The organism is Pelosinus sp. IPA-1, from assembly GCF_030269905.1.
In the GTDB taxonomy this organism is placed as follows: Bacteria; Bacillota; Negativicutes; order DSM-13327; family DSM-13327; genus Pelosinus.
Window position 1 is genome coordinate 460,112 of sequence record NZ_BSVC01000003.1, and the last position, 22,122, is coordinate 482,233.

Here is a 22,122-nt window from a genome sequence, read left to right on the forward strand (position 1 = left end):
CAAGTAGGAGGTCGTTTTATCGTTGAAAAATGTAAATTATTTACAGTTTAAAAGCAAAGAGGCAAGAGATACCTTTCATAGTGTAATCTTCTTTGCCAGGGGAGAAGTAAGGAGAAGGAGTAATTAAATCTAAATTTGCCACTTTTCGTTCTGCGTAAGAAAGGTTGAAGGTTGTGGAAGTTGACATTTTATAGCTAACCCCTAATTCTTTTAGCAATACGTCCTTACCGCCTATCAAAGTAGCGAACATAGTAATTTTATCATTGAGCTTTTGAGATCCAGTTAAACCAAAATGCAAGGCTGACTTAGAAGCGTCGTTTACATACTTTCCATAGGATATTTTAGTGTCTTCATAGCCTGCGATAAAAGTAAGATTTGGATTTATTTTATAAAGTAGGTTCAAATCACGAGGTGTAGCTTTTGCGTATGTCGTCATCGTAACAGGAGTATTGGAAAGTGTCATCATTGTAAGAGTAGAATCTTCTGATATGAACATTCCCTGTTTGTATTGTAGTGCTAGATGATCATTTAAACCAGTGGTTACCGTAGCCTTAAATCCCGATTTGCCAGTAACGTCAGCTGAAACGGTGCCTCTACCACTTACTTTGGAATTGAGAGTACTACCGATTTCTAGACTAGTGGCTCCTTTTTCAAACTCCGTTGTAGGAGAGGCAAAGGTATTACCTGCTGTCATAATGAGTCCCGTTGTTAGTGTTAATGCAGCGATTAATTTGCGCATGTTTCCTCCTTAGTATGTTTCCTTGTTTATACCACATTTGTAGTTGCAAAAGTTCCTTTTACAGGGCTCAAAATGGCTATTGCTTATTTTACCATAAAAAAATATTGTGACAAATAGAGACTATCTAGTCTCCTACAGGCTCATGTAGTTCTCTGAAATTGTTGTTTTAAAATAGCAGAGAATTAGTAAAGGAAATATTTATAGATTACTTGAGTAAACCTTTAGAAAAAATCGATTTACTAGTATAATAAGGGGAACGTTTTTAATTGTGAATAAGGGAGACGAGATATATGTTAATTGATAAGCAGACAAATTTTGCAAAGGAAAGGCTCTCCTTTAATGAAATAGATGAGGGTTTTACAACGAAAGAGGCAATTGCTGAGGCTAAGCGATGTTTAAATTGCCCGAAGCCACTGTGCCGTGCTGGCTGCCCTATTGAAAATGAAATTCCCAGTTTTATTTTGGCGCTAGCAAAAGGTAATATTGGGGAAGCCAGTACTATAATCGCGCGCCGCAGTAATCTTCCTGCCGTTTGCGGGCGGGTTTGCCCACACGAAAAACAATGTGAAGGTGCTTGCATTCTTACTAAAAAGAATTGCGGAATTCAGATAGGTAAACTGGAACGCTTTATTGCTGATTTTGATGCGGAAATGAGTATAGATAGACCTAAATGCGCTTCTTTGGTAAACGGTAAGGTTGCAGTAATTGGTTCTGGTCCAGCTGGATTGACTGTGGCTGGAGATCTTGCCAAGCTGGGCTTTGAAGTTATTATCTTTGAATCACAAGAGGAACCGGGTGGAGTCTTAATGTATGGAATTCCCGAATTTCGTTTAGGGAAGGAAATTGTCCGTCGAGAAATTAAAAGAATTGAAGAACTAGGGGTTACCATCAAGACGAATGTTTTAGTTGGACAGGATCTTACTGTAGATGAATTGTTTGCAGAAGGTTTTGATGCGATCTTCATTGGGACAGGTACTGTACTACCCAAAATAATTGATATTCCAGGGAAAGATTTGGTGGGAGTGATACAGGCAACGTATCTGCTTAGAATGGTGACCTTAATTCGCACCGAAAAAATTGATAAAAAAGAAATTCCCGTGAGCCCTCATGATCGGGTGGTAGTCATTGGAGCAGGAAATGTAGCCATGGATGCTGCCCGCACCGCAGTACGTTTGGGAGCTGCTAAGGTTACCGTTGTCTATCGTCGCACGGAAAATGACATTACTGCCTTACATTCTGAGTATGAAGCAGCAAAAGCAGAAGGTGTGGAATTTAAGTGGCTATCGAGTCCTACTTCGATTCTAGGAACCGATCAGGTTATCGGGCTAGAATATGAAGTTCAAGAAATTGATGGAGAGGGAAAGGTCTACGGAACAGGAAAAAGAGAAGTGATTGAGGCCGATAAAATTGTTCCTGCAATCGGCCAGCGTCCAGCGGCTAGAATCGTATCAACTACTCAAGGAATTGATGTTAATGCCAATGGATATGTAGTTACCCGTGATCGCCCTTATGGGATGACAACTCGTAAAGGTGTTTTTGCCGGGGGAGATGTTGTGCATGAACCAGCCACTGTGGTTTTAGCAATGAAAGAAGCCAAAAAATTAGCAGCAGGGATCGCTCAATATGTGGAAGCAAAAAAACTAATAGAGAATTGCTAAAGATAAGTAAAAATTTCTTATAAAAACCTAAGAAGTACTACAGCTGAAGGGACCGTATTGAAATGTTATTTCAACGCAGTCCCTTCTTTCTAGATAAGCATTGAATCTATATAGAGGTTGAAAAATCCTTATATCTTTTTAGTTATAAGGATTTTTGTTATATCTTATGAATGAAAAACCAATGTGATTTAGAGTAGCCGATTCTTGATTGGAACTCTATTAGTTCATTTTTGCCATAATGTTAGTGAAAGATGTTAAACTTCTGATTATTCAAATAATAAAGTAAAATAAATATGGAAGTAGGTGAAAGTTATGTTACTAAATGAACGCCGTTGTAGTGTGCTTCTTGATATTTTAGAAAACGAAGGTTGGGTTCGGATTCGAGATTTGGCTCAACGTTTTCATGTTAGTGACCGTACCATCCGTTATGACTTGGATGTAGTGGATGATTTCTTGCACTTTAATAATCTATCGCTACTAATTCGCAAACAAAACGGGGGCGTGAAGTTTGTAGAATCATTAGAAGAGAAACATAAACTATTAAGATTGTTTCAACATTTGGGATTATATCAGTACGTGATGTCATCTAGTGAACGGCTGCAGAGAATTTTGGCGGAACTATTATATGTTAAAGATTATATAAGAATTAATGACCTAGCTACAATTTTATATGTTAGTCGAGGAACGGTAATAAAGGATTTGCAGAAGGTACGTGAATGGTTGGAAGTACGGCATTTAGAATTACGATCAATTCCTAAGTATGGGATCAAAATTGTAGGACCAGAAAGAGAATTCCGCCAGGCTGTTGTAGAACTTCTGCGTAAAAATTTGTCTTTACCGTCTATGTTGGAATGGATTCCAACAGCAGAAACCAATTGGGGCGACAAGCAGTTATTTAAAAATTGGTTGGAAGATATTGATATATCCTTCCTGCAAACTTATATTAGGCAATTAGAAAAAGAGTTGCAGGTTATATTTTCAGATGTAGCATTTAGTGGGTTGGTAATTTACCTGATTGTTTCCATTCACAGAATCAAAGGCGGACGTGATATTATTGTTGGTCAGTCAGAGTTAGGAGTTCTGCAGAATTCACGTACATTTGCTATTGCACTTACCACCATTTCTCTTTTGGAAGAAAGATTTGACGTATCGATTCCTATTGATGAAGTCAGCCTTTTTACTCAATATATTTTAGGAAGTAATGTTGCATCTTCAACAGTAGAAGAACAAGAAAGTGGAACTGAAATGCAGATGTTAGTCTGTAATCTAATTGCGCATGTAAGCCAAGATTTACCTTATGATTTGACAGAAGATCATCAATTATTTGAAGGACTTTTGGAAGAAGTGCGCCCTACACTGTACAGAGTAAAATATGGACTAAGCTTGGAAAACCCATATTTGGATGAAGTCAGGTCTAGTTACCCTATATTGTTTGAATCAGTGAAAAAAAATATAAAATCTTTGGAAAATTATATTGGTGGCCAGCTATTAGATGAAGAAATCAGCTATCTAACGGTTCATTTTAGTGCTGCTCTTGAAAAAATGAGGAATAGTAAAAAAAATCGGCCATCAGTTCTTGTCATTTGTGCGACAGGTAAGGGAACCGCTAATTTACTTTCTTCCCGTCTACAATCTTTATTTGATATAAAAATTGTCGGTGTAGCACCTTGCCGTCAAGTTCAAATGCTATTAGAAAGCCGCCATGTAGACATTATCGTATCTACGGTACCGATTACTCCCGTACATGTACCTATACTAATTGTTAATCCTCTGCTGCCTCCCCATGATATTGCATTATTAGAAAATCACATGGATAAAGCAAAAGAGACATCTTCCGTTGATGATATTGTTAAAGTTATTGAAAAATACTGCAGCATTCAGGATTATCCTCAATTACGCCGTGAGTTAGACAATATGTTGAATACTTCTTTAGAAGAAGCACAAATAAGTTCCAATCCGCCGTCTTTAAATCAGTTATTACCTGCTTCGAATATTAGATTGGATGTGCCAGCTCAGAATTGGCGAGATGCTATTTACCAGGCCGGAAATGTATTGCATCAAGAGGGATATATTGAACATGCATATACGCAAGCAATGATTGACGTAGTAGATAAGATGGGGCCCTATATTGTTTTTTGGAAGGGCGTTGCCCTGCCTCACGCAGATATTGATTGCGGAGTAAAAAAATCTGGCTTCAGTTTTATTCGACTAAGAGAACCCGTTTCTTTTGGATCACAGGATAATGATCCAGTAGATATAATATTTGCTCTGGCAGCAGTAGATCATTCTGCTCATGTTATTGCACTGCTGGAATTAACTAATATTCTCAGTAGTCCGGAGAAAGTAGCATATCTTCGTAGTGAAAATGATATCGAAAAAATAACTCAAGTACTTCTGTCCTGGTCTGATACCAAGACAATTTAAATATGAAATTTCCCGGTTCATTTGTGATTGGGAAAAGAAGGGTAGGAGATTTACAGATATGAGTGGCAACCAAGTTTTGTCAGCAGATTTAATAGTATCACAGTTAGTGGCTGCAAGTTTTCAAGAAATAATCCAATCTCTTGGTAATAAATTACATGATTTTGGTTATGTGAAAAATTCTTATGTACCAGCGGTTATAAAGCGAGAAGGAATTTTTCCGACAGGTCTTCCCCTTGGGAATATTAATGTAGCCATTCCACACACGGATGTGGAGCATGTCAATAGACCAGCGATTGCTGTAGCAACCTTGGCTCATCCAGTAACTTTTGGCAATATGGGTGATCCAGGTAATAAGCTGGAGGTTAGTATCGTTTTTTTATTAGCAATGAAGGAGCCTCATGCGCAAGTCGATTTATTACAAAATCTAGTTGAGACCTTTCAGAACCCTGAAGTTTTAGAAAATTTACTGGGAGCTACGGACTCAAAAGAAATCGAAAAGATTTTACAACAGTATTTAAAACTAAAGGAGGTTCATTAAGAATGGAACGCGCAATTGATCGTTTAGAACCCTATCAACGGGCCATAGCCAAAGTTCATCTTGCGTCTGCAGGAATCTCTTTAGATGCACTGGACGGAAAGCCTTTAATTGCTGTTGCGAATAGCTGGAATGAAGTATGTCCTGGTCATGAGCCTTTACTGAAGTTGGCTGAAGCTGTTAAGAACGGTATACGGGCAGCGGGTGGGGAGCCTGTTGAATTTAACACTATTGGTATGTGTGATGGTATCAGCCAAGGGCATCTTGGTATGAGATATACATTGCCACATCGTGACATTATCGCCGACTCTGTAGAAGTAATGGTTCTCGGCCATGGTGTGTTTGATGGGATGGTCTTATTAGGCTCTTGCGACAAGATTATTCCAGGAATGATGCAGGCAGCCCTACGAATCAACCTTCCATCTGTGATCGTCACTGCTGGCACTTCTGTGCCAGAATGTAAGCCATCCGATTCAAAAAAATTACGTACTAGGTTTCTAGCAGGTGAAATAACAGAACGCCAACTAATCGAAGGATCGCTCCAGTATTATTCTGGACCAGGAGTATGTCCCTTTTTTGGAACTGCCAACACGATGGCGGTTCTCTGTGAGGCAATAGGACTGATGTTGCCAGGTAGCAGCGTACTCCCCGCACCAACCAGCCTTCGTCGATTTTCTGCTGAAAAATCTGGTATGGCAGTAATGGAGATGATTAAACAAGGTATCAGACCAAGGGATATTGCAACCACTGATGCATTTTATAATGCTCTGGTGGTACTAAATGCATTAGGTGGCTCATTGAATGCCTTTCTTCATCTTCCGGCTATCGCTGCTGAGGCAGGGATCTCTTTATCATGGGATAGTTTTGCTGAAGTAAGTGATAAGACTCCATTGTTGGCCGCGCTTGTGCCAAATGGTAATCAGACGGTATACGATTTATATCGTGCTGGTGGTTTGCCTTCTGTACTTAAGGAACTTCAATCTCTGCTTAAAATGGAAGCAAAAACCGTAGGTGGGATAACCATTGGTGATGTTGCTCGGGGAGCTTCTGAGGGGGATCGGGATGTGATTAAAGCTTTTGATAAACCTCTTGCCCCAACTGGTGGTGTTCAAGTACTGTATGGTTCGCTGGCACCATGTGGTGCATTGGTCAAAGCTTCTGCCGTACCAGAAGAGCAACACATATTTAGCGGACCAGCCATTGTATTTGAAAGTGAGGAAGCATGCCACAGAGCCTTGCATGAAAATAAAATTAAACCTGGTCAAGTAGTGGTTGTCCGTTATGAGGGACCTAAAGGTGGTCCTGGTATGCGAGAATTGCATAGAGTCACCGAGGTATTAAAAGGAGTTCCCAATACGGCGTTAATAACAGATGGTCGTTTTTCCGGAGCCAGTGCAGGCTTAAGTATTGGTTATTTGTGTCCTGAAGCAGCAGAAGGAGGACCCATTGCTTTGGTGGAAGACGGTGATGAAATAAGGATTAGTCTTAAAGATGGTACCGTTAATTTAAATGTTGATTCAGCAGAATTGGAACGTCGGCGCTTGAATTGGCAATCGCCAGTGAAGGAAACAGGTTCAAATTTACTGCTTAGGTATAGCAAGCAGGTTGGTCCAACCGTCAAAGGAGCAATCTGGGGACTATAAATAGTAAAAAATATAGTTAGGGGGATTCTGTAATGGCAAAGAGAGTATTAGTATTATGCGGCAATGGTGTAGCAACCTCTACGGTGGCTTGCAAGAAAATTCAGGATTATATGGCAGGTGCCCATGTTCGCTGTGAAGTAATTCAGGCCAAAATCGGAGAATTAGCTTCTTATGCTGATAAAGTGGATGTAATTGTCTTGATGGCTATGGGGGCAGCGCTTCCAGAAATAGCAAACAAACCGCTGCTAATTAAGGGGCTTCCTTTTCTCACTGGCATGGGTTTGTCAGAGACATTAGAACAAATCAAACAACATATACAAAAAAATTAAAAAGGGGAATGTGAAATGGAGTTAATTGGAAGTTACTTTAAGGCAATATTCGATTTTGGACCTAATATTGTACTCCCGTGTTTCATCTTTTTGTTTGCTTTGGCCTTAGGAACTAAGCCAGGAAAAGCCATTCGTGCAGCTATTTTTATTGCTATTGCCCTTATCGGTATCAAGATGGTTGTTGGCTTTATGGGTGATAATTTAGGGCCAGCAATGAAGGCACTATCAAAAAATTCAGGAATTAAATTAGATATTATGGATGTAGGTTGGGGCGCTGTCGCGGCGGCTATTTGGGCCACTCCTATGGGAGCGATTGGCATTCCACTATTACTACTATTCAATTTTGTATTATTGTATTTTCGTGTTACAAAAACGTTAATGGTTGATATTTGGAACTACCATCATTTGATAACCGTCGGTGTACTCACTTATTTCGCGACAGATAATGTGTATCTTGGTTTTATCGGCATGCTGCTAGCGTCTTTAATTACTTGGTTACTCGCGGATTGGGCAGCACCATTCCTGCAAAAATTCTATGGCCTACCAGGAATTACCATGCCCACATTGTCTTCTATATCCGAGTGTCTTATTGCAGCGCCAATGAACGAATTACTAGACCGTATTCCAGTTGTGAGAGATATTCGTGGTAATTTTAGTTCGGTTAAAAAATACCTTGGTGTGTTTGGAGAGCCGGCAGTACTTGCTGTAATTATCGGTATGGGCATTGGATTTATGGCCAAATATTCTATGAAAGATTCTTTAAATTTAGCCATGAACTTAGCTGCAGTGATGATCATTTTACCCAAGGTAGTTGCTATTTTAATGGAAGGCTTAATGCCGATACAAGAAGCCAGCCAAGAGTTTCTTCACAAACATATGGGTGGTCGAGAGATCTTCTTGGGACTTGATTCTGCCATATCAATTGGACACCCTTCAGTTTTAACAGCGGCACTACTCTTGACACCTTTTGTATTGGTACTGGCTGCTATTTTACCAGGCAATCAAATGCTTCCCTTTGCTGATATTACTGTAATCCCTTTCCGGATTGCTTTCGTTGTGGCACTGGTTAATGGCAACGTATTTCGTACCTTACTGATTGGTGCGGTTGTACTCGTACAAATATTGTTGTGTGGTACTGTAACCTCACCTGTTTTGACAAAAATATTTTTATCCGTTGGCGGCAAAATTCCTGAAGGGGCTATCGGTGTTGCCTCATTCTCAGGTGGCTCTTTATTTGTCACCTATGCAATTATGCAAACGTTGTCCTTCGTTTTGAGTGGTGTAATCATTTCGGCTGTTGTTTTTGGACTTTTCCTGCTAGTAGCAAAATCACAAGCTCGCAAAGCGGTTCAATTAATGGAAACGGAAGAAGAAAACACGTATGCTGGTATAAAAAATATTCAAGGTTAAAAACTGAAAAAGGGAGGGTGATTTCATGCATGCAGTATTGGAACATGTTGCTGAAATTGGTGTTGTAGCCATTCTGCGCGGTGTTGATCCTAGCATACTCGTGCCTCTCGGACAAGCATTGGAAGAGGCTGGTGTAGGTGCAATTGAAATAACCTTAAACAGTGAAGGTGCTCTCAAGGGCATCGCGGCACTCAAGGAAGCAATTGGTGAAAAACTACCTATTGGAGCTGGGACCGTTATGACAGGAGAAGATGCTCACGCTGCTATTAAAGCTGGTGCTACTTTTGTACTAACGCCACACCTGGCTGAGGAAACATTAGCCGTTTGCTGCCAAGCCAAAATTCCTGCAGTAATTGGTGTTATGACGCCATCAGAAATTGTACGAGCCTATGATTTAGGATGTGAAATGGTAAAAATTTTCCCAGCATCATCTCTAGGTGCTAACTATTTTCGGGAGCTTCGTGGCCCATTGCCACAAATAGCAACTATGGCGGTTGGCGGTGTGAACAAAGATAACGCTGTAGAGTTTATAAAAGCTGGTGCGATGGCTGTTGGTGCTGGAGGTCAACTCGTTGATTTTGCAGCTGCAGCGCGGGGAGATTGGGACGCGGTAACGCGTAAAGCCAAGGAGATTGTTACTGCTGTTTATTCTGCAAAAAATAGAGATTTATAAGTAAGATTTATTTTATTCGAAAAGAAGACTTAGGCATTTGCCTAAGTCTAGGGACTTGGCAGATGCCAAGTCCTTCTTGTTATTAACTAGAAAAATAAAAGGAGGAATGATCGTGTACAAGTGGAAGATTGTTGTTACAGCAGTTACATTTGCAAAAGCTGACCCTGAGCCTTTAAATCGTTTAAAAGCTATAGGCTGTGAAGTTATCACCAACTCTCACGGTAGACCTTTGACGGAAGGTGAAATGATAAATATTGCTCAGGACGTAGATGCTTTAATTGTAGGTAATGATAAAGTTACGAGTGCAATTATTCGATCCTGTCCGAAATTAAAGGTAATTGCTAAACATGGTGTGGGTGTAGATGCTATCGACAGTAAGACGGCAAACGAATGTGGTGTAGTAGTGACAAATGCTCCAGGTGTAAATAGCCATGAGGTAGCTGATTTGGCTTTCGGATTACTCCACATGTTATCACGTGGATTATATATCGCAAATAAAGCAACGAAAGAGGGGAATTGGCTAAAGCCGATGGGAGTAGGTCTTTGGGAAAAAACGATTGGTATTATCGGTGTTGGGAAAATAGGTTTAGCTACGGCTTATCGTGCAACAGGATATAATATGAAGATTTTAGGTTTCGACTGTGTGGAGCGATTGGAAGCAAAGAAAATAGGAATTGAATATGTTGGGCTTGAGGAATTGTTACAACAATCCGACTTTATCAGTCTTCATCTGCCGCTAACTAAAAAAACAAGAAATATTCTTGATCATCGTCGCCTAGATTTAGTTAAACCAGGAGCTATTCTTATTAATACAGCACGCAGTCAGCTGGTTGAGTACGGAATATTGCATAAAGCATTACTTGATGGTCGTATCCGTGGGTATGGTGTAGATGTATATGATTTTGAGCCTCCCCAACTACATCCTATGTTTAGTTTAGACAATGTTATATTGTCTCCCCATTTAGGTGGAACTTGCTATGAATCAAATATTCGCATGGGCAATACTGCTGTAGATAATGTAATAGCAGTATTAGAAGCTCGTACCCCTCCTAATAGAATCAATGAGGTTAATTTATTACTAAGGTGAATAATAGATTATTAGTTTTTGCGGTAAAAAACTGGCATCTTACTCTGGATGTCAGTTTTTTTGTATAATGAGAAGGACTTTCGAGAGATTTCGAGAATCGAGAAGAATTAAAGTAAAAACTCCCATAATAGATTTTAGGAGAAAGGACGATTTATGATAAAAACAGTGAATTGGAATTTTATCCAAGGGATGTGGCAGATCACTAAAGTCTATTGGATATCAGGGGAAAAATGGCGAGCTAGATTGTTGCTCGGTATCATTGTTAGCCTCAATCTCGGACATGTTTATGTATTCGTATTGTTAAATGAATGGAATAATACATTTTATAACACATTACAAAATCATGATAAACCAGGCTTTGTTAGTGCTCTAGGTACATTTTCTATACTAGCAACTTGTCATATTGTTTTGGCTGTTTATGAACTCTACCTGCAACAGCTTCTGGAAATTAAATGGCGTCGTTGGCTGACCCAAGAATACTTGCAAAAATGGCTGCTAAAAAGGTCTTATTATCGTATACAATTAACGGACAACAGTACAGACAATCCTGACCAGCGAATTAGTGAGGATGTAAAGTCATTTGTTAATTTAACATTACGGCTTTCACTAGGATTGTTAAAAGCGACAGTTACTTTACTATCTTTTATTGTAATATTGTGGAACCTATCGGGTTCTTTTTCGATATCTTTAGGGGGAAATGATGTATCGATCCCTGGATATATGGTTTGGGTTGCTATTATTTATGCTACGGTGGGCACATGGTTAACAACGAAGATTGGGAATCCGTTAGTAGGCCTTACTTATAGCCAACAACGTTATGAGGCTGACTTTCGTTTTAGTCTAATGCGTCTTAGAGAGAATAGTGAAAGTATTGCTCTTTATGGTGGTGAAAGGCAAGAGCAAGATAGTTTATTAAAGCGTTTTCACATGGTAGTTAATAACTTTAGAGATTTAATGCTGCGGCAAAAGAAACTAACTTGGTTTACTTCTGGTTATGGTCAAATTGCTATTATCTTTCCTCTTGTTGTCGCAGCTCCGCGTTATTTTAGTAATCAAATACAATTGGGAGGGCTAACGCAGATTTCTTCGGCCTTTGGCCGGGTGCAGGATGCATTATCCTTTTTTGTGGACAGCTATTCTTTATTTGCTGAATGGCAAGCAGTTATTAATCGTTTGAACGGTTTTAGCAATAGTATCAGCAAAGCGCATACCATTTCTGAAAAAGAAAAGATTAGAGTAACCTATGGTGAACATTTACCTTTTCAGGTATCCCAATTACATATTAATTTACCTAATGGCGAACGATTACTCAAAAAATTAGACTTGACGATTAATAAAGGTGATTCTCTTTTAATTATGGGACCATCTGGATGTGGTAAAAGTACTCTAATGCGAACATTAGCCGGTATTTGGCCATTTGGAGAAGGTAATATCACCATTCCAACAAAGAAGAAACTTTTATTTTTATCCCAGAAGTCCTATTTACCTCTTGGTACCTTACGGCAATCCTTATTATATCCTTACAACAATTCAGGATTTACTACTGATGAAAATATTCGTAAGGTCATGACACTTTGTAAATTGAATGATCTTGCCGATAAATTAGATAAAGTTGAGGATTGGTCTCATATACTTTCCTTAGGAGAGCAGCAAAAGATTGCTTTTGTCAGAGCGATACTCCATCAACCCAACTGGTTGTTTTTAGATGAGGCAACATCCGCGATTGATGAATCTACAGAAAGAGAATTATACAAACTCTTACAAACCCATCTCAAAGATGCAGCTATTATTAGTGTTGGTCATCGAAGTACGTTGACAAACTATCATGCGAAAAAACTAGTGATAGACAACATAGGTAACTGGCGGCTAGATTCATAGAAAGAAGCCAAACTTTGGAGGAATTGTATGCAAATACGAAAATTAGCATTTACAGCTTTATTTATAGCCATAGGTGTTTTCTCAGCTCATTTGGTGTATATACCAATCGGTATTGCAAAGTGTTTTCCTGTACAGCATGCTATTAATGTGCTGTTAGCAGTGTTGATGGGGACAAGGTATTCTGTTAGTGCCGCCTTTAGTATTTCTCTCTTACGCAACATTCTTGGTACAGGCTCTTTGTTGGCTTTTCCCGGTAGTATGCTGGGGGCAGCCCTTGCAGGTATTTTGTATAAGAAAACGAATCATATTTTAGGAGCCGTTGTTGGTGAGATTATTGGTACTGGGATTCTAGGAAGCCTTGCAGCTTATCCTGTAGCAAAATATATACTTGGCTCTCAAGTAGGGGCATTTTTCTTCGTCCTCCCCTTCATAGTTAGCACAACTGGTGGCAGTTTGATTGCTTATTTTCTATATCATACACCGATAAAATCATTTTTTTATGAAAAGATAAGATAAATATCGACGATTTATAACAAAACTCCTGCAAAGTGAATTGGCTTTGCAGGAGTTTTTGATTAAAGAAAAGAAAGGACTGTATACTTAATGAAAGCGTTTTAAAAGACCAGGAAGTTATTTCTTTTATCGATGGAAGTGATCTTAATAGGACTCCTTAGAATATGAGGTGAGATAATGATTCACAATGGCCGTCGACAAGTCAATAATAAAAGTATATGGAATTCAATATGGTATTTTTTAGGACACGTGGCAGGACGGTTTTCTCTACGTCTTGTATTTTCTTTGCCGTTTATGCTCCAGTTTCTTACGGTGACTTGTTTAATCGGATTTTTATTATTTCGTGGTGGACAAGAAGCTGTTGGATCCGTATTACTTGGGGTGAGGGAGGATGCATTAGAACGTGTTCATGAGCAATTGAGTCGGCATATGCGTGAACCTTTACGTCTCAATCAAATGAATGCAGATGCTTGGCGCGTAGGACTTCTTAGGCTTTCTGATACAACAGAACGAGAACGTCAGTTTGTCAATCATATTCAAGCGTTTCCTGATGTAGCTATGACCTTTGTAGGCTTGGCTGATGGTGAGTTTTATGGTGCACGTCGCAAAGTTTCTGGTGAAGTACAAGTTGTGAGAAATGACAAAAGTACGGACGGTGAATCTTGGTATTATAAAATATCGGCCCAGGGAGACGGTGTGGTACGACAAGAGGTATATCCTAATTTTGATGCACGCACGCGTCCTTGGTATCAAATCGCTCAAGATATTGGTAAACCAATTTTTAGCGGAGTGTATCGCCATTTTGTATTTCTCGAACCAACAATTACGGCCACATATCCTATATTCTATGAGAATGGACAGTTAGCTGGAGTTTTTGGCGTGGATTATCTTTTATCTTGGTTAGGAGATATGCTGCGTAATTTATCAGTAGGTCCTTCGGGACAAGTGTTTATTACTGACAGCGAGGATATGATTGTTGCTGCTTCTGTATTGAAAGAGCCTTTTGAAGAACGAAACGGTCAATTTGTACGTATTCGGGCGGAGAATTGTAAAGATCCAGTATTAAGTATGGCTGTCAAATCGTTACCCAATAATATAAATGGCTTTTATAATTTTAAATTAGATGACCATTCCTACTCAGTAAGTACACGTTCCTTTAAAGAAGATGGGATTGACTGGAATATTTATGTAGTGTTGGCAGATGAAGATTTTATGGGAGGAATTCGAGGTGCTTTGCTGCAAACGACAATAGTAACACTTCTTCTGACGATTGCAGTCTTTGTTTTGGCTGTCTGGACGGCAGGTTGGGTTACGCGCCCTATTTTGAGGCTCAATGAATCTGCTCACCAGCTTGCTCAAGGACGTTTAAACTTAGTACCTGACACAGAGCGTAGGGATGAATTAGGGCAGTTAAGTCGTTCCTTTAATACAATGGCACAGCAGATATTTGATTTGGTAAGCAATTTAGAAGCACGGGTTAAAGAGCGAACGAAAGACTTGGCTGAAAAAACGCGAGAAGAACAAGAAATGCGTGAAACTTTTCATGGAGAGCTGGCAAAAGCGGGGAGTCAACAGCGGGCTATGCTACCGGGAAACATTAATGATGCAAGAGTAAACCTTCAGATACTATATGAACCATGTATGTTAGTCAGTGGCGATTCCTGCGGCTATCGCTGGATGGACAATGATTCTTTATTTGGTTATATTATTGATGTTACAGGTCACGGTGTTGCTACAGCGCTGCAAACCGCTGCGATGAGTGTGATGTTTCAAGAAATTATTTATACACCTTGTTCCCTTTCTGAACGTATGTCTGAGATTAATCGTCGAGTGACAGGTTATTTTGGTGATGAAGTAATGGTGGCCGCCTTCTGTTTTGAACTGGATTTAAGGCAACGTGAATTACGTTATGGGGCTGCGGGAATTACGGAGTTTTTTGCTGATTGTGCAGAAGCACAAGGGCGGGTAAAGGTGCCTGGCATATTTCTTGGTATAAGCGAAAATCCCCAATATGAAACATATTCTTTGTCTATAGAGGAGGGGGATTGTTTCTGCTTTTATAGTGATGGGATTGCTGACCGCCTCAATGAAGGAAGTGAACTGCCACTGGGTGCTGAGTTTACTGATTTAGTTGATCATATAGGTAAGATCGCGATAAAAGGTGTACGTCATGACGATGTTACTGCCTTATGTCTTCGAGTGGGAAAATTAGAAGATCGAGAAGAGTAGCCGCCCAAAGTATTATTGCATCAAAAAGTCCTGTAAGAATGAAAGTTTTTGCAGGAATTTTTTTGAGGTATAAGAGAATAGTAAATGGTAAGAGTAGGGGGAAGCTTTTTGGATATAAAAAATCTTGAGTGTTTTATCGAAGTTGCACGCTACAAAAGTTTTAGTAAGGCTGCTGAAATGATGTATATTTCACAACCATCCATCAGTAGAATGATTAAAGAGTTAGAAACACAATTTGGCGTAATGTTATGCTATCGTGACACAAAGTCCGTTCGATTAACGGATGCTGGTGAAATTATTCTTAGACAAGCACAACAAATTGTATCATCATTTCAAAGTATAACTGCTCAATTAGGGGATTTGAAGAAAATGCAAACTGGGAAAATACATATTGGAATACCTCAAATTACTGCAATTACAAGTTTTTCAAGTTTGCTTAGTGCATTTAAAAATGAATACCCTAACATTTCTATTCATCTATATGAAGTTGGTCCTAAGAAAGTAGAAGCAGCAATTCAAGACGGATCATTAGATATTGGAATATTTACGCCTTCTGAGGACGATGATCTTTATGAAAAAATTTGGTTTGAGCAAGACCCCCTTGAAGTAATTATGCACCCCACCAGTAGGCTAGCTCAATATAAGATAATTGATTACAAGATGCTTATTGATGAAGAGTTTGTTTTATATAGTAACGATTATAAGCTGCATGATATGATAATAGATGAATGTAAACATGCTGGTTTTAAGCCTAAGATTGTTTTAGAAACTTCACAAAGGGATTGGATGACGCAGATGGTAGCAGGAAACCTTGGTATTGCAATGCTGCCCAGCAAAATATGTAAAAGCTTTGATAATAAGGTTATTATACATCGCCCTCTTGAAGAGCCAAAATTATATTTGCGCCTGGCCCTAGTATGGAGAAAGGAGCGATATCTTTCTTACGCAGCCATTGAATTTCTGTCCTTTGTTAAAAACCAACTGGCTAAGTCCGAATAAAAATAGAGAAGCTGCAAAATCAAACTTTCTAACTTGGTTCATTTAGTATTTAAATACACTAGATCCATAATAAGTATTTCACTAATTCTCTTATGAGTATTAAAATAATCATATAATATTGCTTTAGTGAGATGTGTTTAAAACTTGAGATGTACCTAGGGTGAGTTAGCAGGGACTATCGATAAACAGATTGAATTAGATAAGATAGGAATGTATTGGGTGCCCATCAGTAATAATACATAATATATAATAGGAGATGGCTTAATAATGAAGATTGATATTGCATTTTTACCGAAAGATATTGGTGAGGTAAATCTTACTGAGACTGTTTGTATCGTATTAGATATATTTCGCGCAACTACATCGATTGTTACTTCTATGGCAAACGGCTGCAAAGAAATGATCCCCGTTTTATCTGTAGAGGATGCTAGCCTGGCAGCTATTAAAATAGAATCGGCCTTGTTTGCTGGGGAGAGGCAGTCTATCAAAATTGAAGGATATGATTTTGGAAATTCACCCTTTGAATTTTCTAAAGATAAGGTAGAGGGGCAAAGTATTGTCATGACTACCACGAATGGAACGATTGCCATTAAGGCAACAGAAGGGGCACATCGTACATTGATTGGTTCTTGTCTAAATGTTACGGCTGTTTCCGAGCAGGCTAAAATTTATGGAAAAGATATTTTAATTGTATGTGCTGGAACGGATGGGCTTTTCTCCCTAGAAGATTCACTTTGTGCAGGATTATTGGTTCAGTTATTAACTGCAGAAGGAAATGCGTTACTAACAGATTCTGCTCGTGCTGCCTTGCTGATGTATGCTCAGGCTAAGGATAAGCTAGTTGAGACTGCTGTTCATAGTAGAAATGGTAAACGGCTAGAAGATTTAAATCGTATGGATGATGTAGAATATTGTTTTCAGATAGATGCACAACATATCGTACCAGAGTATAGACAGGGTAAAATTATATTAGAAAAATAAAGTGTAGGGTATAGCCATTACAATCAATAGCAGCAGTGATCACAGGAACTGTCCTGTATTCAAAAAAAGAACTATTAAAGGTGGACGCACCTTTAATAGTTCTTTTTTCATAAGTCTCTTATTAGTAACTTCTAAGCAGTAGTCTGCGTTGCTGATATCGGGCAAGGATGGAAAGGGCATAATTGAAGACAAAGTAGGTGAGCGCTATGGCTATGAATATCGCAAAAACCTGCGCTGTTGTCCCGTACTTACCCATAATAATCATACCTTTGCCTGTTAAGTCCTCAATACCTACGGCCCATACAAGGGAAGTATCTTTGATTACAGTTGTAAACTGGGATACTAATGGCGGTATGGTGTTTCGAAAGGCCTGGGGCAAAACAATATATAGTAAGGTTTGACTGTAGGTAAATCCCTGTGATTTTGCGGCTTCCCATTGCCCTTTTCCGATAGAATTTAGACCACCTCGGACAATTTCAGCAATCATGGCTGTTGTAAAAACAGTCATAGCCACAATGCCTGCATAAATGGGAGGTAGGTTCGTCATGAACCGGACTGCTAAAATAAATAGCAGCAAAGGGGTGTTTCTCACCGTTTCAATATAAATAGAAGCGGCAGTACTAAAGGGAGCTAGATTAGAATGGCGAGCAATCCCAAGAATAGTACCCAAAATCATGCTCAAAACAATGGAACTAATTGCAATGTAAAGAGTCGTCAATAAGCCTGCTCCGAGAAAGGTAAGTAAGTCATATTGAAATAATTCTTGAATCATTAGGACACCTCCAGTTTGCGTTCCATACGTTTGGCATAGGTTGCTAATGGAAAGCATAAAGAGATATAAAGTAAACCTGTTACCACATAGGAAGGACCATAATAAAGATTGTTGCTTGACCAGGAATCAGCGTGGTACATGAGTTCACCACCTGCGACCATGGCAAGTACAGACGTGTTTTTGATTAAATTGACCGCTTGATTGGTTAGCGGCGGATAAGAAATCCGTTTAGCTTGAGGTAAAATGATGTGGATCATTGCTCCCCAATAGCTAAATCCTTGAGAATAGGCAGCTTCCAGCTGTCCTCTTGGTACAGATTCTACACCTGCTCGAATTACTTCTGCAATATAAGCTCCATGATAAACGCCAACTCCTAATACGCCAACAACGAACACAGGTAACATGATTCCTAAATGAGGTAAACCATGATATAAAAAGAAAATTTGAATAACCAAAGGAGTATTTTGGGTGAACTCTACATAAATCCGATTAATGGTTCGTAATATTTTTATATGAGATGTTCCTAAAATGCCAAAAAAGATACCTAAGCCTAAAGCCAACGACAAGCCTAATGCTGATAGAAGGATGGTCTGTATAAAGCCTTCAGCAAAAACAGACCAATCACTGAATAGTGCCAACCATTTAAATCCAGCGAAGGGGCCAGGCACTATTTAAGGCCCCACTTGTTCATCATTGTAGTCAATTCACCGGATTTTTTCATGTCGTTGATGGTATCGTTCACTAGTTTTGCTAATCCCTCATTGGTTTTTTTGCTTGCTACTCCATACTCTTGAGGAGTGAAGCGGTCAGCTAAGATAACAGTAGAATCATCTAGGTAGCCAAATAAAATAGCTCCATCTACACTAAAGCATTGAATACGACCGGAATCAAGAGCGGTTTTAATTTCTGGATAGGTGCCAAACTCTAAGAAGTTAACTTTGATTCCTGCTTTGTCAGCAGCCTCTTGGATGGCTTTTTTACTAGTGGCACTTTGGGCTACACCAATGGTTTTATTAGCTAAGCCTTTTAGATCTGTAATTCCTGCGTCTTTTTTTACCATTAAAGCAACACCGTCAGTGAAATAAGGGTCGGAGAAATTATAACTCTGTTTACGTTCTTCTGTAATGGTAAAGGTCGCAATGACTAAGTCTACTTCGCCATTGTCAAGGAGTGGACCCCGGGTTTTTGCAGTTACACCTTGGGCTTCAAACTTAGTTTCATCACCAAGAATTTTTTTTGCTAAGACTTTCGTCAAGTCAATTTCGAAACCTTCGATTTGGCCAGTCTTAGGATCTTTAAATCCGAACTTTGGTACATCGACTTTTACGCCGACTTTTAGCGTACCCCGATCTTTAATGGCTTTAATATCAGGAGAAACACCTGTGCTCGCAGTAGAAGGTTTTGCTTCGTTGCTGCCGCAGCCAGCTAGTACTAGAGTGATAAGCATCATCAAACTTACCAAAAAGACAGTAAACCTTTTCATTATAAATACCCTCCATTTTATCTTAAATATAACTATCGAATAATACGGCTTAAAAATAATTTTGTACGGTCATGGTCTGGGTTGGTGAAAAAATGCTCTGGAGATCCTTTTTCTAGGATTTGACCACTATCCATAAAAATAACTTGATCTGCAACTTGTCTAGCAAAACCCATCTCATGGGTTACGACTACCATGGTGATACCTTCCTTAGCAAGATCAATCATAACATCCAATACCTCTTGAATCATTTCGGGATCGAGTGCCGAGGTTGGTTCATCAAAAAGCATAATATTAGGCTTCATGTTTAGAGCCCTAGCAATGGCTACCCGTTGCTGCTGACCACCAGAAAGTTGAGCAGGATAAACATCTGCTTTTTCTTTAAGCCCTACTCTGTCTAAAAAGGCTAAACCTGATTCACTGGCCTCGTCACGGGAGACTTTCTTAATTAAGATTGGCGCCAATGTCAAGTTTTCCAGGACAGTCTTATGTGGATAAAGGTTGAACTGCTGAAAAACCATAGCTACTGATTCTCTTACCTTCGTTACAGGTGCTTTAGGAGCCGTAATGTCAACGCCATCAATCAATATTTGACCTGCACTTGGTATTTCTAGTAGATTCATGCACCGAATTAAGGTGCTTTTTCCTGATCCGCTGGGGCCGATGACGACAACCTTTTCGCCGCTACCTACAGTAAGGTTAATATCTTTTAATACATGTAATGAGCCAAAGTGTTTATTGAGTCCTTGTACTTTTATCATGAAATTCCCCCTTCTTAAAAAAACAAAGCCGTGCAACCATAGCTTAACTATGATTGCACGGCGTCATTGCCAATGATATTATGTAATTTGTGTTTACAGTATAACACTAAAAATAAAAGTTGTCATTAGTTAAATGTAATAAATGTTTTTGGTGAATGGAAACTATTTCGAGGTGGGTGTAATTTAAATACAAGGTGAAGGGTGAGCGGGTACAATGTAAAAATATCCTAGTTAGAAGGGGAGAGTGGCAGGGTATTTTATCTTGTTCGCGGAATGTAACAGTAAGGAATTTTTATATACAAATATGGTGTTTAAGTAATACCTAAATTTATAAGCTGGAGGTATATCTATGTCGATTCATCCATTGGCAGGTAAAAAGGCTCCTAAAAATATGTTGGTTAATATTCCACGTCTGGTTAGCGCCTACTATGTTAATAAACCCGATGTTAACGAGCCTTCGCAAAAGGTTGCTTTCGGGACATCTGGCCATAGAGGAAATTCGTTAAAATCTAGCTTTAATGAAGATCACATTTATGCTATTACCCAAGCCCTTTGCTGCTATCGTACAGAACAAGGAATAACGGGGCCTTTATTTATTGGTTTTGATACCCATGCTTTGTCTGAGCCTGCCTTCATGTCAGCAGTAGAAGTACTTGCTGCTAATGGTATAGAAACTTTGCTGGCTAAAGATATGAATTACACTCCGACACCAGGTATTTCTCATGCTATCTTGCAATACAATAGAGGAAGAAAAGCCAATTTGGCTGATGGGATTGTTATTACCCCATCTCATAATCCGCCGGATAATGGAGGCATTAAATATAATCCACCGAATGGCGGTCCCGCCGATACACACATTACCAAATGGATTGCTGATAAAGCCAATGAATTTTTAAAAAATGGCAATCAAGAGATTAAACGTATGCCTTATGAAAAAGCACTGAAAGCTGATAACATCCATGAGTATGATTTCATCACACCCTATGTGAATGATTTGAAGAATATTATTGATATGGACGCAATTCGGGCTGCTGGTCTAAAATTGGGAGCAGATGCACTTGGTGGTGCAGGTCTTGGTTATTGGATGCCTATAGCAGAAACTTATGGTATTGGGATTGATCTAATCAATGGTGATCCTGATCCTACTTTTAGTTTTATGAATGTAGATGGTGATGGTAAAATTCGTATGGATTGTTCTTCACCCTACGCTATGGCAGGGCTTATTGAACTACGAGGCAAATATGATCTTGCCTTTGGCAATGACCCAGATTTTGATCGTCATGGCATTGTAACTCCTAGCGTTGGCTTAATGAATCCTAATCATTATCTTTCCGTAGCCATATCTTATCTATTTCAAGATCGTAAAGGGTGGCGCGCTGATGCAGCTATCGGTAAAACGTTAGTTAGCTCTTCCATGATTGATCGTATTGCCATGGACTTAGGAAAGAAACTTGCTGAAGTTCCAGTGGGTTTTAAGTGGTTTGTTGATGGATTGGTAGATGGTTCCTTTGGCTTCGGTGGTGAGGAAAGCGCAGGCGCATCCTTTTTGAGAAAAGATGGAAGGGTTTGGACGACGGATAAGGATGGGATTATTCTTTGTTTATTAGCCGCCGAAATTACAGCCAAAACAGGACGAGATCCTGGCGAACACTATCAGGATTTAACTGATAAGTTTGGTGCACCAGTCTATGAACGTATCGATGCCATTGCCAATGGGAAACAAAAAGCAGTGTTATCTAAACTTTCCCCCGAACAGGTGACAGCAGATACTCTTGCAGGGGAAAAAATTACTGCCAAGCTTACCAAAGCACCTAGTAATCAGGCTGATATAGGTGGACTAAAGGTTTGTACTGCCAATGGCTGGTTCGCCGCTAGACCTTCTGGTACGGAAGATGTCTACAAAATATATGCAGAGAGCTTTAACGGTGCTGATCATCTTAAACAAATTCAAAAAGAGGCTAAGGAAATAGTCGATAAAGCTTTTAAAACCAGTGGAGTGTAAAAAAAAGTA

At 39.3% G+C, this 22,122-nt stretch carries 19 protein-coding genes; 14 read left to right on the plus strand and 5 right to left on the minus strand.

The window, feature by feature from the left end; all coding sequences use genetic code 11:
- Nucleotides 1-40: 40 nt before the first annotated feature.
- On the minus strand, nucleotides 41-739 hold the full coding sequence (locus QSJ81_RS08860; RefSeq protein WP_285717053.1) for a hypothetical protein: 699 nt from the start codon (nucleotides 737-739) through the stop codon (nucleotides 41-43).
- A 290-nt stretch (nucleotides 740-1,029) separates the two neighbouring features.
- Here QSJ81_RS08860 and QSJ81_RS08865 point away from each other — a divergent pair, with 290 nt between their 5' ends.
- The 13 genes from QSJ81_RS08865 (at nucleotide 1,030) to QSJ81_RS08925 (ending at nucleotide 17,098) form a co-directional block, all read left to right on the plus strand.
- Complete coding sequence (locus QSJ81_RS08865; protein ID WP_285717054.1) at nucleotides 1,030-2,397, plus strand: NAD(P)-dependent oxidoreductase; 1,368 nt, start codon at nucleotides 1,030-1,032, stop codon at nucleotides 2,395-2,397.
- 312 nt (nucleotides 2,398-2,709) lie between these two features.
- On the plus strand, nucleotides 2,710-4,821 hold the full coding sequence (locus QSJ81_RS08870; RefSeq protein ID WP_285717055.1) for a BglG family transcription antiterminator: 2,112 nt from the start codon (nucleotides 2,710-2,712) through the stop codon (nucleotides 4,819-4,821).
- Between the two features lie 58 nt (nucleotides 4,822-4,879).
- Nucleotides 4,880-5,359 (plus strand): PTS sugar transporter subunit IIA, encoded by a 480-nt coding sequence (locus QSJ81_RS08875; protein WP_038667166.1) that lies wholly within the window; start codon nucleotides 4,880-4,882, stop codon nucleotides 5,357-5,359.
- Between the two features lie 2 nt (nucleotides 5,360-5,361).
- A complete protein-coding gene (gene ilvD, locus QSJ81_RS08880; RefSeq protein ID WP_285717056.1) occupies nucleotides 5,362-6,999 on the plus strand; it encodes a dihydroxy-acid dehydratase in 1,638 nt (545 codons plus the stop codon).
- Nucleotides 7,000-7,031: 32 nt separating this feature from the next.
- Nucleotides 7,032-7,328 (plus strand): PTS sugar transporter subunit IIB, encoded by a 297-nt coding sequence (locus tag QSJ81_RS08885; protein ID WP_285717057.1) that lies wholly within the window; start codon nucleotides 7,032-7,034, stop codon nucleotides 7,326-7,328.
- A 15-nt stretch (nucleotides 7,329-7,343) separates the two neighbouring features.
- Complete coding sequence (locus tag QSJ81_RS08890) at nucleotides 7,344-8,738, plus strand: PTS galactitol transporter subunit IIC (protein WP_285717058.1); 1,395 nt, start codon at nucleotides 7,344-7,346, stop codon at nucleotides 8,736-8,738.
- A 25-nt stretch (nucleotides 8,739-8,763) separates the two neighbouring features.
- Nucleotides 8,764-9,411, plus strand: a complete 648-nt coding sequence (locus tag QSJ81_RS08895) for a bifunctional 4-hydroxy-2-oxoglutarate aldolase/2-dehydro-3-deoxy-phosphogluconate aldolase (protein ID WP_285717059.1) — start codon at nucleotides 8,764-8,766, stop codon at nucleotides 9,409-9,411.
- A 112-nt stretch (nucleotides 9,412-9,523) separates the two neighbouring features.
- On the plus strand, nucleotides 9,524-10,498 hold the full coding sequence (locus tag QSJ81_RS08900) for a phosphoglycerate dehydrogenase (RefSeq protein WP_285717060.1): 975 nt from the start codon (nucleotides 9,524-9,526) through the stop codon (nucleotides 10,496-10,498).
- A gap of 153 nt (nucleotides 10,499-10,651) precedes the next feature.
- The gene (locus tag QSJ81_RS08905) at nucleotides 10,652-12,376 is read left to right on the plus strand and encodes an ABC transporter ATP-binding protein/permease (protein ID WP_285717061.1); all 1,725 of its coding nucleotides are present in this window, start codon (nucleotides 10,652-10,654) and stop codon (nucleotides 12,374-12,376) included.
- A 27-nt stretch (nucleotides 12,377-12,403) separates the two neighbouring features.
- Entirely contained in the window at nucleotides 12,404-12,892 is a 489-nt protein-coding gene (gene thiW / locus QSJ81_RS08910) for an energy coupling factor transporter S component ThiW (RefSeq protein WP_285717062.1), read from the plus strand.
- A 174-nt stretch (nucleotides 12,893-13,066) separates the two neighbouring features.
- On the plus strand, nucleotides 13,067-15,118 hold the full coding sequence (locus QSJ81_RS08915; RefSeq protein WP_285717063.1) for a SpoIIE family protein phosphatase: 2,052 nt from the start codon (nucleotides 13,067-13,069) through the stop codon (nucleotides 15,116-15,118).
- 108 nt (nucleotides 15,119-15,226) lie between these two features.
- Entirely contained in the window at nucleotides 15,227-16,117 is an 891-nt protein-coding gene (locus QSJ81_RS08920) for a LysR family transcriptional regulator (RefSeq protein ID WP_285717064.1), read from the plus strand.
- A 267-nt stretch (nucleotides 16,118-16,384) separates the two neighbouring features.
- Nucleotides 16,385-17,098, plus strand: coding sequence for a 2-phosphosulfolactate phosphatase (locus QSJ81_RS08925; protein ID WP_285717065.1), 714 nt, complete (start codon nucleotides 16,385-16,387; stop codon nucleotides 17,096-17,098).
- A 121-nt stretch (nucleotides 17,099-17,219) separates the two neighbouring features.
- Here QSJ81_RS08925 and QSJ81_RS08930 read toward each other — a convergent pair whose 3' ends face one another.
- From QSJ81_RS08930 to QSJ81_RS08945, 4 genes are read right to left on the minus strand one after another with little or no spacing between them, the layout of a single operon-like run.
- Nucleotides 17,220-17,870, minus strand: coding sequence for an amino acid ABC transporter permease (locus QSJ81_RS08930; protein ID WP_285717066.1), 651 nt, complete (start codon nucleotides 17,868-17,870; stop codon nucleotides 17,220-17,222).
- Nucleotides 17,870-18,538 carry an amino acid ABC transporter permease gene (locus QSJ81_RS08935; RefSeq protein WP_285717067.1) on the minus strand — a complete coding sequence of 223 codons (669 nt, stop codon included), beginning with the start codon at nucleotides 18,536-18,538 and terminating at the stop codon, nucleotides 17,870-17,872. The genes QSJ81_RS08930 and QSJ81_RS08935 overlap by 1 nt, the downstream gene beginning before the upstream one ends.
- Entirely contained in the window at nucleotides 18,538-19,353 is an 816-nt protein-coding gene (locus tag QSJ81_RS08940; RefSeq protein WP_285717068.1) for a transporter substrate-binding domain-containing protein, read from the minus strand. The genes QSJ81_RS08935 and QSJ81_RS08940 overlap by 1 nt, the downstream gene beginning before the upstream one ends.
- Nucleotides 19,354-19,385: 32 nt before the next feature.
- A complete protein-coding gene (locus QSJ81_RS08945; protein WP_285717069.1) occupies nucleotides 19,386-20,111 on the minus strand; it encodes an amino acid ABC transporter ATP-binding protein in 726 nt (241 codons plus the stop codon).
- A 349-nt stretch (nucleotides 20,112-20,460) separates the two neighbouring features.
- Between QSJ81_RS08945 and pgm the strand changes: the two genes are divergently transcribed.
- Nucleotides 20,461-22,113 (plus strand): phosphoglucomutase (alpha-D-glucose-1,6-bisphosphate-dependent), encoded by a 1,653-nt coding sequence (pgm, locus tag QSJ81_RS08950; RefSeq protein WP_285717070.1) that lies wholly within the window; start codon nucleotides 20,461-20,463, stop codon nucleotides 22,111-22,113.
- The last annotated feature ends 9 nt before the right edge of the window (nucleotides 22,114-22,122 follow it).

Coding starts and splice junctions, on each gene's coding strand:
- QSJ81_RS08890 (WP_285717058.1), top strand. CDS start 7,344: ATGGAGTTAATTGGAAGTTACTTTAAGGCAATATTCGATTTTGGACCT.
- QSJ81_RS08895 (WP_285717059.1), top strand. CDS start 8,764: ATGCATGCAGTATTGGAACATGTTGCTGAAATTGGTGTTGTAGCCATT.
- ilvD (WP_285717056.1), top strand. CDS start 5,362: ATGGAACGCGCAATTGATCGTTTAGAACCCTATCAACGGGCCATAGCC.
- QSJ81_RS08870 (WP_285717055.1), top strand. CDS start 2,710: ATGTTACTAAATGAACGCCGTTGTAGTGTGCTTCTTGATATTTTAGAA.
- pgm (WP_285717070.1), top strand. CDS start 20,461: ATGTCGATTCATCCATTGGCAGGTAAAAAGGCTCCTAAAAATATGTTG.
- QSJ81_RS08915 (WP_285717063.1), top strand. CDS start 13,067: ATGATTCACAATGGCCGTCGACAAGTCAATAATAAAAGTATATGGAAT.
- QSJ81_RS08875 (WP_038667166.1), top strand. CDS start 4,880: ATGAGTGGCAACCAAGTTTTGTCAGCAGATTTAATAGTATCACAGTTA.
- QSJ81_RS08925 (WP_285717065.1), top strand. CDS start 16,385: ATGAAGATTGATATTGCATTTTTACCGAAAGATATTGGTGAGGTAAAT.
- QSJ81_RS08930 (WP_285717066.1), bottom strand. CDS start 17,870: ATGATTCAAGAATTATTTCAATATGACTTACTTACCTTTCTCGGAGCA.
- QSJ81_RS08905 (WP_285717061.1), top strand. CDS start 10,652: ATGATAAAAACAGTGAATTGGAATTTTATCCAAGGGATGTGGCAGATC.
- QSJ81_RS08940 (WP_285717068.1), bottom strand. CDS start 19,353: ATGAAAAGGTTTACTGTCTTTTTGGTAAGTTTGATGATGCTTATCACT.
- thiW (WP_285717062.1), top strand. CDS start 12,404: ATGCAAATACGAAAATTAGCATTTACAGCTTTATTTATAGCCATAGGT.
- QSJ81_RS08945 (WP_285717069.1), bottom strand. CDS start 20,111: ATGATAAAAGTACAAGGACTCAATAAACACTTTGGCTCATTACATGTA.
- QSJ81_RS08865 (WP_285717054.1), top strand. CDS start 1,030: ATGTTAATTGATAAGCAGACAAATTTTGCAAAGGAAAGGCTCTCCTTT.
- QSJ81_RS08860 (WP_285717053.1), bottom strand. CDS start 739: ATGCGCAAATTAATCGCTGCATTAACACTAACAACGGGACTCATTATG.
- QSJ81_RS08885 (WP_285717057.1), top strand. CDS start 7,032: ATGGCAAAGAGAGTATTAGTATTATGCGGCAATGGTGTAGCAACCTCT.